At 63.2% G+C, this 15,501-nt stretch carries 5 protein-coding genes; 3 read left to right on the top strand and 2 right to left on the bottom strand.

Annotated features, from left to right (window positions below):
* Positions 1-41 precede the first annotated feature (41 nt).
* Positions 42-1,214 (top strand): MFS transporter, encoded by a 1,173-nt coding sequence (locus tag TU73_RS04990; RefSeq protein ID WP_057011249.1) that lies wholly within the window; start codon positions 42-44, stop codon positions 1,212-1,214.
* On the opposite strand, the gene TU73_RS04985 is transcribed toward TU73_RS04990, so the two are convergent.
* Both TU73_RS04985 and TU73_RS04980 read right to left on the bottom strand, forming a co-directional pair.
* Positions 1,215-1,580: a type II toxin-antitoxin system HicB family antitoxin gene (locus TU73_RS04985; RefSeq protein ID WP_057011248.1), complete on the bottom strand. Its 366-nt coding sequence runs from the start codon at positions 1,578-1,580 to the stop codon at positions 1,215-1,217. It lies immediately after the preceding gene.
* Positions 1,577-1,828: a type II toxin-antitoxin system HicA family toxin gene (locus TU73_RS04980; RefSeq protein WP_057011247.1), complete on the bottom strand. Its 252-nt coding sequence runs from the start codon at positions 1,826-1,828 to the stop codon at positions 1,577-1,579. Before TU73_RS04980 ends, TU73_RS04985 begins: the two co-directional genes overlap by 4 nt.
* A gap of 209 nt (positions 1,829-2,037) precedes the next feature.
* Here TU73_RS04980 and TU73_RS04975 point away from each other — a divergent pair, with 209 nt between their 5' ends.
* On the top strand, positions 2,038-12,333 hold the full coding sequence (locus TU73_RS04975) for a non-ribosomal peptide synthetase (protein ID WP_057011246.1): 10,296 nt from the start codon (positions 2,038-2,040) through the stop codon (positions 12,331-12,333).
* Positions 12,330-15,494 carry a non-ribosomal peptide synthetase gene (locus TU73_RS04970; RefSeq protein ID WP_057011245.1) on the top strand — a complete coding sequence of 1,055 codons (3,165 nt, stop codon included), beginning with the start codon at positions 12,330-12,332 and terminating at the stop codon, positions 15,492-15,494. Before TU73_RS04975 ends, TU73_RS04970 begins: the two co-directional genes overlap by 4 nt.
* Positions 15,495-15,501: the final 7 nt, after the last annotated feature.

Here is a 15,501-nt window from a genome sequence, read left to right as displayed (position 1 = left end):
CAGATAGCAAGCCCGGGGCTTCAAGCAAGAGGTCAAGCAGGATGGCAAACCCCTACGCCGAATTATTCCAGGTCCCCGGTGCCCGGGCCTTTGTGCTCGCCGGCATGCTGGCGCGCATGCCGATATCAATGACCGGCATCGGCCTGATCACCATGCTGTCCCAGGTGCATGGCGGCTATGGCCTGGCCGGTTCGGTGGCGGCGGTGTTTGCCCTGGCTACGGCGTTCTGCGCGCCGCAAGTTTCACGTTGGGTGGACCGCTACGGCCAGGGCAAGGTATTGCCGATTGCCGCGTTGATCGGCGGCGGGGCGCTGTTGATGGTGCTGCTGTGTACGCGCTTGCAGGCACCGAACTGGACGCTGTTCCTGTTTGCCGCGCTGGCCGGTTGCATGCCGAACATGTCCGCCATGGTGCGGGCACGCTGGACCGAGCTGTACCGTGGCCAGCCCAGGCTGCAAACCGCGTTTGCCCTGGAGTCGGTGCTCGATGAGGTGTGCTTCATTATCGGGCCGCCTATCTCCGTGGGACTGAGCGTGGTGCTGTTTCCTGAAGCCGGGCCCTTGGTGGCGGCAGTATTGCTGGCCATAGGTGTGACCACCTTTGTATTGCAGCGGCAGACCGAGCCACCGGTCCACGCACACCACGATGCGCACGGTCGCTGGCTGATCGCTTCGCCCTCGGTGCTGATCCTGATGGTCCTGCTGCTGGCCATGGGTGTGATCGTCGGCGTGGTGGATGTGGTCAGCGTGGCGTTCGCCCAGCATCAGGGCCAGCCGGCGGCGGCGAGTATCGTGCTGTCGGTGTATGCCATCGGTTCATGCCTGGCCGGGCTGGCCTTTGGTGCCCTCAAGCTCAAGGCACCGTTGCCCCGGCAGTTCCTGTACTGCGGCGTGGCCACGGCGGTGACGACCTTGCCTTTGTTACTGGTGAGCAATATTCCGGGCCTGGCCGCGGCGATTTTTATCTCCGGCCTGTTCTTCGCGCCCACCTTGATCGTGTCCATGGCCATGGTCGAGCAGATCGTCGCGCCCAGCCGCCTCACCGAAGGCATGACCTGGCTGATCACCGGCTTGAGCATCGGTGTGGCCATCGGCGCCGCCAGCTCCGGTTGGATGATCGACCACTTCGGCGCCGCCAGCGGGTTCTGGGTGGCATTGGCGGCGGGGGCAGTGGTGTTGGGCTCGGCGGTGCTGGGTTACCGACGGTTGGGCTAGTCAGCCTATCGCCGGGCATGGCTCTGGGTAATGATGTTGTAGAAACTCGCTCAACGCTTGGCGCGTCAGATCATTCAACGTCACTTTCTTACGGGTTGCTGCCAGGGCTGCTGCCAAGTGCAGGTCATGCCCGATGCGCACGTTGAATGAACCCTTGCAGGGCTTCTCCGGCGTTTGCCCGAGGGCCTGGCAGGTCGCGAGGTAATCGTCCACCGCTTCACGGAAGGCGGCGTCCAGTTCTGCGACGGTTTTACCTTCGTAGCTCACCAATGCCTTGATGAACAGGACCTTGCCAAACAGGCAGTTGTCTTCAAGGCTGGCTTCGATGGAGCCGATATAGCCATTGTGTTTCAGCTGGTTGTTCACTGAATCAGTTCTCCTGATTTCAATTGTTCGATGATTTGGCGACGAATGTAGTGCTTCAGTTCGTTGCCGGGGTGAGGCCTGTGCAACGTGATCATTGCACTGGGGTCGCCGATGGCGAATTTGACCCGGCTTCCGGCCCCTTCAATCTGCGTGTATCCGAGCCGTCGTAACAGTGTGACGAGCTCGGGCCAGGTAAATGCCATGTGCTCATTGAGCAGTTTGGCGAGCAGCTTTTCATTTTTGGACACGGCGTTCCCTGCGTGTAACTAAATGTAGTTGCAAAAAGTGGTGTTCGTCAATGCTAGCTTGGCTTCGCGTGCCTTACCTGAGATTGGTGTAACCCTTGATGACAGCTCGCTCGACGCCATTCATCCCGCGCTAATTTTTCCCCTTCCGGTTCGTTTTATAGGGACGACGTGCCTTTGTGCTTCCCGCCTATTGCCCCGGATTCGAAGAAATGAATGCTGAAGACTCCTTGAAACTTGCTCGCCGGTTTATCGGGCTGCCTCTGGAAAAACGCCAGCTGTTCCTGCAAGCCTTGCAGAAAGAGGGCGTGGAGTTTTCCCGGTTTCCGATTCCGGCAGGGGTAGAGGCGCAGGACCGCCAGGCGCTGTCCTACGCACAGCAGCGCATGTGGTTTCTCTGGCAATTGGACCCGGCCAGCGGCGCCTATAATCTGCCCGGCGCGGTGCGCTTGATCGGCGCGCTGAACCTGCCAGCGATGGAACAAGCATTCGCCAGCCTGGTGGCGCGTCACGAAACCCTGCGCACCGTGTTCCAACGCCAGGCCGATGAGCATCTGGTGCAAGTGGCGATAGAGCCGTCGCTTGCGGTCGAGCAATTGGACGTCAGCGCCTTGCCCGCCGCCGAGCGCGAGCAGGCCGTCAACGACGCCGCTACCCGCCAATCCTTGTTGCCATTCGACTTGGAACACGGCCCGCTGCTGCGCGTGCAATTACTCAAACTCGCCGATCAGGAACACGTGCTGCTGCTGACGCTGCACCACATCGTCTCCGACGGTTGGTCAATGAACGTGCTGATCGATGAGTTCATCCGTTGCTATGACGCCCATGAGCGCAACGAAACGCCGCAGCTGTCCGAGCTGCCGATCCAGTACAGCGACTACGCCCTGTGGCAGCGACGCTGGCTGGAAGCGGGCGAGCAGGCCCGTCAACTCCAATACTGGCAGGCGCGCCTGGGCAATGAGCATCCGGTGCTGGAACTGCCGACCGATCATCCGCGCCCGGCGATGCCCAGCTATCAAGGCACGCGGTATAACTTCGCGATTGATCCGGCGCTGGCTGCGCAACTGCGCAGTTGCGCGCAAAAACACAACGTCACCTTGTTCATGTTGCTGCTCGGCGCCTTCAATGTGCTGCTGCATCGCTATACCGGCCAGGGCGATATCCGCGTCGGCGTGCCGATCGCCAACCGTAACCGCAGTGAAGTCGAAGGTTTGATTGGTTTCTTCGTCAACACCCAGGTACTGCGCACTGAATTGAACGGGCAAACCCCTGTCGACCAATTGCTCGCGACCATCAAGGAAGCGGCCCTCGGTGCCCAGGCGCATCAGGATCTGCCCTTCGAACGGCTGGTTGAAGCGCTGAATATCGAGCGCAGCTTAAGCCACACCCCGCTGTTCCAGGTGATGTACAACCACCAGCCTCAGGTGGCGGATATTTCCACGGTCAGCACCGCATCGGGCCTGGAACTGAGCCTGGTGCAGCGTCAAGGCCGTACCACGCAATTTGACCTGACACTGGATACCTATGAACAATCAGGCACCCTGCATGCCGCGCTGACCTACGCCGATGACCTGTTCGAGCCTGCCACCATCGAGCGCATGGCGCGCCACTGGTTGCGGCTGTTGCAGGGCATGGTGGCCGACTCCCGGCAGGCCATTGGCGATTTGCCGTTGCTGGACGAGGACGAATACCAGCGCATCGTGCATGACTGGAACCCCCGTCACGACAGCTTCCCCCAGACACAGTGCATCCACCAGCGCATTGCCGAGCAGGCGCGGCAAACCCCGCAGGCGCTGGCGGTGACCTTCGGCGTACGTGAGTTGACCTATGCGCAACTGGACCGGCAGGCCAATCAACTGGCGCATCTGCTGATCAAGCATGGCGTGGGGCCGGAAGTGCGCGTCGGCGTGGCGATGGCCCGTTCCGAGGCGTTGCTGGTGGCGTTGCTGGCGGTGCTCAAGGCCGGTGGTGCATATGTGCCGCTCGACCCGGACTACCCGGCCGAGCGTGTGGCCTACATGCTCGAAGACAGTCGTGCCTTGTTGCTGCTGACCGAGCAGGCCGTGGCGCAAACCCTGCCGACCGTCCCCGGTACGCAATTGATATTGCTCGATGAACTGGCAACGCTGCTGGCGCCCTGGCCTGAGATCGAGCCGGTTACGGCGGTGACTGCGGACAACCTGGCCTACGTGATCTACACCTCGGGCTCCACCGGCAAGCCAAAGGGTGTGGCGATTGCACATCGTAACGTGCTGGCGCTGATCGACTGGTCGCAGCGGGTCTACAGCCGTGAAGATGTGCAGGGCGTGCTGGCCTCGACGTCGGTGTGTTTCGATCTGTCGGTGTGGGAACTGTTTGTGACCCTGGCCGCCGGCGGCTCGCTGATCATTGCCCGTAATGCCCTGCAATTGCCGGATCTGCCGGCCCGGGATCGAGTGCGCTTGATCAATACCGTGCCATCGGCGATTGCTGCGCTTGAGCGTACGGGGCAGATTCCTCCCGGCGTGCGCATCATCAACCTGGCCGGCGAACCACTGAAACAGGCGTTGGTGGAGGCTCTCTATCAGCTGCCTGGAGTCGAGCATGTCTACGACCTTTACGGGCCCTCTGAAGACACTACTTATTCCACTTATACCCGGCGTAACGCCGGTGGTCGCCCGAATATTGGCCGACCGGTCAACCATACCGCGAGCTATCTGCTCGATGCCCGGCTACAGGCTGTGCCTCAAGGTGTCTGCGCCGAACTCTACCTGGCAGGGGCGGGGATTACCCGTGGTTACCTCGGGCGCGCCGCCCTGACCGCCGAGCGCTATGTGCCCAACCCGTTCTCCACGCAGGGCGAACGTCTGTACCGCACGGGCGATCTGGTGCGCTACCAGGACGGCGGCGTTCTGGAGTACCAAGGCCGTATCGATCATCAGGTCAAGGTGCGAGGTTTTCGTATCGAACTGGGCGAAATCGAGGCTCAGCTGTTGCGCCAGCCCGGGATACGCGAATTGGCGGTCCTGGTCCAGGACAGCCCGGGCGGTCAGCAACTGGTGGCGTACCTGGTGCCTGCCGAGGCGAGTTTGCAGGGGGATGCCAAGGCTCAGGAAGTCTTGCGCGAAACCCTCAAGACTGCCCTCAAGCAAGTGTTGCCGGCCTACATGGTGCCCAACCATTTGCTGTTCCTGGAACGCTTGCCGCTGACCCCCAATGGCAAGCTCGACCGCAAGGCCCTGCCAGCCATCGACAGCTCACCATCGACCCGGCAGCACGTCGGACCGCAAAGCGACACGGAGAAAGCCCTCGCGGCAATCTGGCAAACGGTACTCGGGGTCGAACGGGTGGGGCTGGACGATAACTTCTTCGAACTGGGCGGCGACTCCATCGTGTCCATGCAGGTGGTCAGCCGGGCACGCCAGGCCGACATCAGCCTCAGCCCCAAGGACGTGTTCCAGCACCAGACCCTGCGTAGCCTGGCGCAAGTCGCCAGCCTGCGCCTGCACACCACGATCGACCAGGGTGCAGCCCAGGGCCAGGCGGCCCTCAGCCCGGTGCAGCATTGGTTCTTCGCCCAGGACATCCCCCAGCGCCAGCACTGGAACCAGTCGTTGTTGCTGATACCGCGCGAGCCAATCGTGGCGGCGTTCCTGGACGCCGCGTTGCAGCAACTGCTCAACCACCATGACGGCTTGCGCCTGCGCTATCAGCCGGGCGCTGAGGGCTGGCAACAGCACTACAGCGCGCCTGTGGGTGAATCCGTGCTCTGGCAGCGCCAGGTAGACAGTCACGAAGCCCTGGCTGAGCTGTGTGATGAGGCCCAGCGCAGCCTCAACCTGCAAGACGGCCCGTTGTTGCGCGCGCTGTTGGTGCAGATGCCCGACCACAGCCAGCGCTTACTGTTGGTGATCCATCACCTGGTGGTGGACGGTGTTTCCTGGCGCATCTTGTTGGACGATTTGCAGCAGTTGTACGTCGGCTTGCGCGACGGCGCAGCGCCAGCACTGGCGGGCAAGACCACCTCCTATCAAGCCTGGACGGCCCGGCTGCAAGACGCCGTTCCACACTTTCTACCTCAGCTGGAAGGCTGGCAAGCGCAGCTTGGGCAGGCGTCGACCGCGGATTTGCCCTGCGATAACCCCCAGGGCGTCTTGCATCAATACCTGGAGGAAAAGGTCAGTTGCACCCTGGATGCCGAGACCACTCGCCAACTCTTGACCCTCGCGCCGGCCGCCTATCGCACCCAGGTCAACGACCTGCTGCTTACCGCACTGGCGCGTGTGGTGTGCCGCTGGAGCGGGCAGGCCAGCGCGTTGATTCAGTTGGAAGGCCATGGGCGTGAAGACCTGTTTGACGGCGTGGACCTGACCCGCACCGTCGGCTGGTTCACCAGCCTGTTTCCCGTCAACCTGACTCCGGCACACGCGCTGTCGGACGCGATCAAGGCGGTCAAGGAGCAACTGCGTGCGGTGCCGGACAAAGGCGTTGGCTACGGCGTGTTGCGCTACCTGGCCCCGCCATCCGTGGTCGCGGCCCTGGCGGCGCTGCCCCGGCCGCGCATCACGTTCAACTACCTTGGGCAGTTTGACCGCCAGTTCGATGAAGGCGCGCTGTTCGTGCCGTCCACCGAAGGCAACGGTCTGGCCCAGGACCCGCTTGCGCCGCTGGCCAACTGGCTGACGGTCGAGGGGCAGGTTTACGGCGGCGAACTGTCCCTGCAATGGAGCTTCAGCCGTGAGATGTTTTCGTGCGCGACGATCCGGCAACTGGCTGACGACTATGCTGGCGAACTCAAGGCGTTGATTGCCCATTGCTGTGGGCTTGAAGCCGGGCAGGCGACGCCGTCGGATTTCCCCTTGGCCGGCATCAGCCAGTCCCAACTGGATACGCTGGCGCAGGTAGGCGCCGAGGCCGAAGACCTGTACCCCTTGTCGCCGATGCAGCAAGGCATGCTGTTTCACAGCCTTTACGAGCAGGACGCCGGCGATTACATCAACCAGATGCGCGTCAATGTGCAGGGGCTGGACGTCGCACGTTTTCGTGCCGCCTGGCAGGCTACCGTCGACGCCCAGGACATCCTGCGCACCGGGTTCATCTGGCCTGGCGATTGGCCGCAGGCGCAGCAAATGGTGCATCGCCAGGTGCAGTTGCCGTTCAGCGTGCTCGACTGGCGCAACCATGAGGCGGTGCCGGCGACCCTTGATGCCCTGGCCCAGGCGCAATCGCAGCAACCTTTCGACCTGGCCCGGCCACCGCTGTTGCGCCTGGTCCTGGTGCAACTGACGGACACCGACTGGCACCTGATTTACACCCATCACCACATCCTGATGGATGGGTGGAGCAACTCACAGTTGCTCGGCGAAGTGTTGCAGCGCTACAGCGGCCAGAACCCGCCGGCCGCAGTGGGCCGCTATCGCGATTACATTGCCTGGCTGCAAGAGCAGGACAGTGCCGCCAGCGAAGCATTCTGGAAGGCCCAGCTATTGCCACTGGAGCAGCCGACCCGCCTGGCCCTGGCGCAGGTGCCGGTACTGTCGGGGCCGGCCTATGGCGAACACTATTGCGTGGTGGATGCCACGCAGACCCGGCGCCTGCATGAATTTGCGCGCCAGCAGAAAGTCACGCTCAATACCCTGGTACAAGCTGCCTGGCTGTTGTTGCTGCAACGCTACAGCGCACAAGCCACGGTGGCGTTTGGTGCCACGGTAGCGGGGCGCCCGGCGCATTTGCCCGGGGTCGAGCAACAGATTGGGCTGTTCATCAACACCCTGCCGGTGGTGGCGACCCCGCAGGCCGAGCAAAGCCTCGGCAGTTGGCTGCAAAGCGTACAGGCGTTGAACCTGAGCCTGCGCGAACACGAACACGCACCGCTTTACGAGATCCAGCGTTGGGCCGGTCGCGGTGGCGAGGCACTGTTCGACACTATTCTGGTGTTCGAAAACTACCCGGTCTCTGAAGTGCTGCAACGCGGCGCCCCCGACGGCCTGCACTTCGAGGCCCTGCACACCCATGAGCAAACCAGTTACCCGCTGACCCTGACGGTCAATCTGGGCGATACCCTGACCTTGCATTACAGCTATGCCCATGGGCACTTTTCAACGGCGGCGGTGCAGCGTCTCGGTACGCATTTGAGCAACCTGCTCAAGCATATGCTCGATGCGGCCGAGCTACCGTTGGCGGAACTCAGCCTGCTGGACGCCCAGGAGCACCAGTCGCTGGTGCATGCCTGGAGCACCGCCACTCTCGATTACCCCAGTGAGCAGCGGGTTCATCAACTGTTCGAGGCCCAGGTGGCGCAGCAACCCTCAGCACCGGCCTTGCTCTTCGAAGACCGCCAGTTGACCTACGCCGAACTCAACGCCCGGGCCAACCGCCTGGCCCGGCATCTGGTGCGCCTGGGCGTCGGCCCTGACGTGCTGGTGGGGATCGCCGTGGAGCGCGGCCTGGACATGATCATCGGCCTGCTGGCGGTGCTCAAGGCCGGCGGCGCCTACGTGCCCCTGGATCCGCAATACCCCCAGGACCGCCTGCTGTGCATGATCGAAGACAGCGGCACCCGGCTGATGCTGACCCAGAGTCACTTACGTGAACGCCTGGCGATTCCCGCCTATGTCGACCACCTGTGCCTGGACCAGGACCTGGCCTGGGTCGACCTCGACGCCAGCAACCTGAGCAACCGCGCCCATGCCCAGAACCTGGCTTACGTGATGTTCACCTCGGGCTCCACCGGCCGGCCCAAAGGCGTGGGCATCAACCAGTTGTCGCTGACTCGCCATGCCTATGTGTCGCTGGATTTTTTCAACCTCAAGGGCGATGACCGCATCCTGCAGTTTTCCACCTTCAACTTCGACGGCTTCGTCGAGCAGTTGTACCCGGCGCTGATCTGCGGCGCCTCGGTGGTACTGCGCGGCACCGAGATCTGGGACACCGAGACCTTCTACCGCGAACTGATCAGGCACCAGATCAGTGTGGTCGACCTCACCACCGCTTACTGGAACCTGCTGGCCAAGGATTTCGCCGCGGCCGGCCCGCGCGATTATGGGCGCCTCAAGCAGGTGCATGCCGGCGGTGAAGCCATGCCGCCCGAAGGCCTTGCCGCGTGGGCCGGGGCCGGCCTGGGGCATGTCAAGTTGCTCAATACCTATGGCCCCACCGAAGCCACCGTCACCGTCACCGCCCTCGACTGCACCGACTACGTGACCGGCGCCCGCCCCACACCCTTGACCATGCCCATCGGCAAAGTCCTGGCCGGGCGCAGCATCTACCTGCTGGATGACAGCGGTGCCCCGGCACCGATCGGCGTGGTGGGTGAACTGGTGATCGGCGGCGAGTTGTTGGCCCGTGGTTACTTCAACCGCCCGGACCTGACCGCCGAACGCTTCATGCCCGATCCGTTCAGCCAGAATGGCGGGCGCTTGTACCGCACCGGAGACCTGGCGCGTTACAACGCCTCGGGTGTGATCGAATATGTCGGGCGCATTGATCATCAAGTGAAGATCCGCGGTTTCCGTATCGAGCTGGGGGAAATCGAGGCCCGGTTGCTGGAGCAGGAGCTCGTGCGAGACGCCATCGTCCTCGCGCAGCCGGCGGCCGTTGGCTTGCAGCTGGTGGCTTACGTGGTGCCCCGCGCCACGGCGCTGGCGCAAGCGCAGGTGCGCCAGTCGATTAAGGCGGCCTTGGCGGCGGTGCTGCCGGACTACATGGTGCCGGGCTTGCTGATGTTCCTCGACGCGCTGCCCCTGAGCCCCAACGGCAAGCTGGACCGCAAAGCCCTGCCGAAACCGGATGCCAGCCAACAGCAAAACCACTACGTGGCGCCGCGCACGGCGTTGGAAATCCAGGTCGCGGGTGTTTGGCAAAACGTGCTGGAGCTGGAGCAGGTCGGGCTGGACGATCACTTTTTCGAGTTGGGTGGGCACTCGCTGCTGGCCACTCAAGTGGTTGCACGCTTGAAGGCGTTGCTGTCCTGCAGTCTGACCCTGCGCGATCTGTTCGGCGCACCGCGCCTGGCCGACTTCGTGGCCACAGTGGCTGCCCGGAGTGGGCGTGACGCATCGGCGGGGCACGTCCCGTTGCTGGCCCAGGGTGATAAATCCAGTGTGATCCTGTCCCTGGCGCAACGCCGTCTATGGGTGGTCGAGCAGCTTTCGGATGCAAGTGGCGCCTATGGCATGCCGCTGGCCGTGCGCTTGCGCGGCGGACTGTCATTGCCGCTGCTGATTGAAAGCCTGGCGCAAGTGGTTGCCCGTCACGAAACCCTGCGCACGGCCTACGTCAGCGACGAGGAGGGCGACCCGCTGGCAATCATCGCCGCGCACGCGGATGTCGACTTGCCGATGGTGGACCTGTCGTCCCTGGACCTGGCCGAACAAGAGCACCGGATCGCGGTTGCCGTTGAAGCCAATACCCGCCAGCCCATCAGCCTGTTGCAGGCGCCGTTGTTGCGTGGGCAAGTGCTCAAGCTGGGCCCCACTGAACACGTATTGCTGTATTCGATGCACCACATCATCTCAGATGGCTGGTCGATGGCCGTGCTGGTCAATGAGCTGGTGGGCATTTATGCGCGCGCCAAGGCTGGTGTGCTTGAGCCGCTGCCACCCTTGCCGATCCAGTACTCCGATTACGCCCTGTGGCAACAGCAGCTGCAAGAAACCGGCGTACTGGCCGCCCAGGCGCGCTACTGGGAGCAGGCGCTGGCCGGTCACAGCGGTGTGTTGCAACTGCCCACCGATAAAGCTCGACCCCAGGCACCCACCTACGAAGGCCGGGACCTGGCCTTCACACTGCCCACCGCCCTGCATGAGGGCTTGAAGGCACTCTCGGCCAAAGCCGGCGTCACCCTCTACAGCACCATGCTGGCAGCGTTCCAGGTCATGCTGCACCGGCTCAGCGGTTGCGACGACGTGCTGGTCGGTGCCGACGTTGCCGGGCGCCAGCAACCCGAGCTGGAAGGCCTGATCGGTTTCTTCGTGAACATCCTGCCGTTGCGTTCCAGCTTTGCGGCGCAACAACCGTTCAGCGCCTTCCTGGCCAACACCCAGGGCACTGCACTGGACGCCTTCGAACATCAGGACCTGCCGTTCGACATGATCGTCGAAGCCTCATCGCGTCCGCGCCAACGGGGTTTCAACCCACTGGTACAGGTGCTGTTCGTCATGAACAACCTGCCAGTGCAGGGCGGCCAGATCGACGGCATAGACGTGCAAGTGTTGCCGACCCGTGGCGGTTATTCCAAGTTCGATATGGCCCTGTTCATCGATGAAGACGCCGGCCACCTGCACGGGACCTGGCAGTACGCCAGCGACCTGTTTGAACAACAACGCATTGAGTCATTCGTCGCCGCCTGGACGGGAATTCTTGAGCAGATTGTGTGTGATCCGAACATTCAATTAGGGGACATCACCATGCCTACCAATACCCTGGAGCAACCCACCACGCCCGTACCGCCAGCCATCAAGGCCGACAAGCTGGGCAAGTTCCTGAAAAAGTCGCAAAGCCGCACCGACAAGCCTGCCGGCGCGCTGATGCGTGAAACGCTGCTGGTCCCGGAGCAGGACTTCCCCTTGCTGATGGAACCTACCGATCCGGGCCTGGACCTGGTGGCCTGGATCAAGGAAAACCGCGCGCTGGTGGAAGCCAAGCTGGCTCGCCATGCGGGGATTCTGTTTCGCGGCTTTGCCCTGCGCGACATTCATGACTTCGAAGCGTTTGCCGAAGCCGTGCAGCCGGGGCTGTACGGCCAATACGGCGACTTGCCGAAAAAAGAGGGCGGCAAGAACACCTACCGTTCAACGCCGTACCCTGAAAAGAAAATGATCCTGTTCCACAACGAAAGCTCCCATCAGGACCGCTGGCCGCGCAAGCAGCTGTTCTTCTGCGAGCAACCCTCGCCTGTGGGCGGCGCCACCCCGGTGGTGGATTGCCGGCAGATGTACTTCAAGCTGCCGGTGGCGATACGTGAACGCTTCGAAGACAAGGGCCTGCTGTACGTACGCACCTTTGCCGACAAGCTGGACGTTTCCTGGCAGCACTTCTTCAAGACCGATGTACGTGCCGACGTCGAGGCGCGTTGCCGGGCTGCGGGCATCGAATGGACCTGGCTGGACAACGATGAACTGCAAATCCGCACACCGTGCCCGGCGATCATCCGTCACCCGGTGACGGGGGAAAAAACCTTCTTCAACCAGGTTCAATTGCATCACATCTTCTGCCTGGACCCGGATGTGCGCGAGGACTTGCTCGCATTGTTCGGTGAGCAGCGCATGCCTCGTCACGTGTACTACGGCGATGGTTCGCCGATTGAAGACGAAGTCATGGCGCTGGTGGGCGAGTTGTACGAGGCCTGCGCGGTGCGATTCGACTGGCAAAAGGGCGACGTGATCCTGCTCGACAACATGTTGGCTGCCCACGCTCGCGACCCCTTCGAAGGGCCGCGCAAGATCGTCGTGGCGATGGGCGAAATGATTGAACGAAGCGCGCTGCAAGCCGCGCACAGCGAGACCGCAAAGGAAGAGGCCGGAGCATGAGTACTGCACAACAGGGAATGATGGACCCGGGACTGGCGTTACTGACCGAGCAGCAACAGTACCTGGACGCCCGGGAGCAAGGGGCGAGCTGGGGCGACCTGGCCCACTGCCTGAAACTGGACATTCGTGGCGAACTGGACCCGCTGCGCCTGCAACACGCCTTGGACAGCCTGGTGTCGCGCCATGAAGCCTTGGCGGCGCAATTTACCCCGGTCAGCGGCTACCACGGGCTGCGCCAGCGAGTAGCGGCGGCTGGGGCGGTGAGCTTTACCCAGTGGCCTGACGTGGCGTCGCCCCAACAGGTGAATGCCCGCCGGCAACAATGGTTGCAGCAACCGCTGCCGCTGATCGGCGCGTTGTTGCAGCGCCTGGAAGCGGACCACTGGCAACTGCTGGTGGGCGTCGCGCGTTACGCGGCAGATGCCGGGACCTTGGCCCTGATCCAGCAGGAGTTGCTGGCGGCCTATGGGCAGCAAGGGTTTGAAGAGCAGGAACCAGGGCAGTTTTCGCAGTACCTGGAGTGGCGCAGCGAGGTGATCTTCGACGAAGACGCCGATGTGGCCAAAGCGTACTGGCAGCAGCATGTGCAAGCCCCCGAACCGGTGCTCGGCGGCCCGGACTTGCCTTATCGGCGGCCCGGTGGCGGCATCGCCCCTGCGCAGCGTTTAAGCGTGCCACTGGACCAAGCCCTGTTGACTCGCCTGCAAGCGTCGGGACTGGCGCTGGACGTGGTGATGCAAACGGCCTGGTGGGTGCTGTTGGCCCGCATCAGCGGCCGCGAAACATTCCTGGCGGGCTGGCGGCATGACGCACGCCAGGATTATGAATTCTTTGAGCATAGCCTGGGCCTGTTCGAGAAAACCTTGCCCCTGGTGATTCGTATCGACCTGGCCAGCACCTTCGGTGACCTGGCTGCGAGCTTGGCGGCACAGTTGGACCAGCACCGAACCTGGCAGGAATACTGGGCGCCCGGGGCGTTCCCGCAGCAGGCCAGGCCAGCCATCGGTTTTGGCTGCCGACGAGTGTCGGCGCCGCGTGAAGTGGCCGGGCTGGTCTGGGCCGGCAGCGACCTGCCAGCCGGCCTACCGCTATTTGAGTTGGCACTGCAGCTGGACATCGGCGCAGCTGGCGAGCCGCAAGGTGTGTCGCTGGACTTCAACCCCGCGTGCTACTGCGCCCAAGCAGTCGAGAGCCTGTTGGCCCAGTACCGTCAGTTGCTCCATGGCATTGCCGACAATCCACAGGCAGTCATCGGGTGCTTGAACCTGTTGGATGCTGCCGAAAAAAACCGGCTGCTGGCACTCAACCCGCCAGCGCAAGTGCTAGAGGCGCCGTTGTTGCCCCAGCGCATTGCCGCCTGGGCACAGCAAACGCCGCACGCCATCGCCCTGGCGCATGCGGGCCAGACCCTCAGCTATGCCGAACTGGACGCCCGCGCCGCGCAGTTGAGTGGCGAGTTGCTGCGCCAGGGCGTGGGGCCTGGGTCGATCATCGGCCTGGCGTTGCCCCGTTCTGTCGAGCTGGTCGTCGCCATGCTCGCCACTTGGCGTGCCGGCGCAGCCTACCTGCCCCTGGACCCGCAATGGCCAGCGGCGCGCCAGGCGCAAATCGCCCGGCATGCCGCCGCGAGCCTGGTGCTGATGGCGCAAGCGCCGAACCAGGACGAGCCGATGGCCTCGTTCAAGGTCCTCAACCCTGGCGCGTCGACTGCTGACGCTCCATTGGCACCGGCAGTCCCCGTGCAAGCCCGGGACGTCGCCTATGTGTTGTTCACCTCCGGATCCACCGGGCAGCCCAAAGGCGTGGTGGTCGAACATGGCGCGTTGCTCAACTACACCGCAGGCAGCAGCCAGCAATTGGGCCTGTCTGGCTGCCGTCACTTTGCGTTCAGCTCCACAGTCGCGGCGGACCTGGGCAATACCGCCTTGTTCGGTGCGTTGTACAACGGTGCGACCCTGCATATCGCTGACGATGCGACCCTGCAAGACCCGCAGGTCTTCGCCAGGTTCTTGCGAGACCAGCGCATCGACTGCCTGAAAATCGTGCCCTCGCACCTGGCCGCCTTGCTGGAAGCCGAAAACGCCGTATTACCCGCGACCCTGGTGCTGGGCGGTGAAGCCATCGGTGCCAGCCTGGTCCAGCGGATTCAGCAACTGCGCCCCGATTGCCGCCTGTTCAACCACTACGGCCCCACCGAAGCGACGGTGGGGGTCATGGTGCATCCGGTGCTGCCCGGTGACGACCTGGCCCAGGGTGTGCCGCTGACACAGGTGCTGCCGGGCAACCAAGTATTTGTGCTCGGTGCTGACGCGCAATTGCTGGCGCCGGGCGAACTCGGCGAGTTGTATATCGGTGGCCACCAATTGTGCCGGGGCTACTTGAATGCCGAGGCTGACGCCGACGCGTTTATCCGCAGCCCGCTGGTGGCAGGCGAGCGTCTCTACCGCAGCGGCGACCTGGCCCGTTATCGGGTAGACGGCGGCGTGCAGCTGTATGGCCGGCGGGATCAGCAGGTCAAGGTGCGTGGTTTTCGCATTGAACTGGCGGAGATAGAGGCGCAACTGCTGCGCTTGCCCCAGGTCAGTGAAGCCGTGGTGGTTGTGGTCCAAGACGAACCGCAGGCGTTCGTGGTGCTGCGTGTGGCGGCGGATGAGGCGGTATTGACCCTGCTCAAAACCCAGCTCGTTGAACGCCTGCCGGCGGCCATGGTGCCGCGCCAGATACTGAGCCTGGAGCGCATGCCGCGCCTGCCCAACGGCAAGGTTGACCGCAAGGCGTTGCAGCACACCCAGCCGGTGGTGTCCCAGCATGTCTACGTGGCACCGCGTGACGCCCTTGAGCAACTGCTGTCCACCCGCATGGCCCAATTGGTCGGGCTGGAGCGGTTGAGCATCGACCAGGACTTTTTCAGCGCAGGCGGGCACTCTTTGCTGGTGATCAAGCTGGTCGCGGGTATTCGCAAGCTGCTGCAATGCGAGATTCACCCCGGTGTGGTGTTTGATCACCCCAGCGTGGCGGAACTGGCGCGGGCATTGCGCGAGCGTGAAAGTGTCGCGGGGCAACTGGAGAAGATCGCCCACGCACGTTTGCGCCTGGATGCAATGAGCCCTGAAGAGAAGGCGGCGCTGATGGAAAAGGCCCGGCAGGTGCAGCAGGGCTAGTTGCAAT

It is taken from the genome of Pseudomonas libanensis, from assembly GCF_001439685.1.
In the GTDB taxonomy this organism is placed as follows: domain Bacteria; phylum Pseudomonadota; class Gammaproteobacteria; order Pseudomonadales; family Pseudomonadaceae; genus Aquipseudomonas; species Aquipseudomonas libanensis.
The sequence above is the reverse complement of the archived record's forward strand: the minus strand, read 5'-3'. Positions and strand labels throughout refer to the sequence as shown.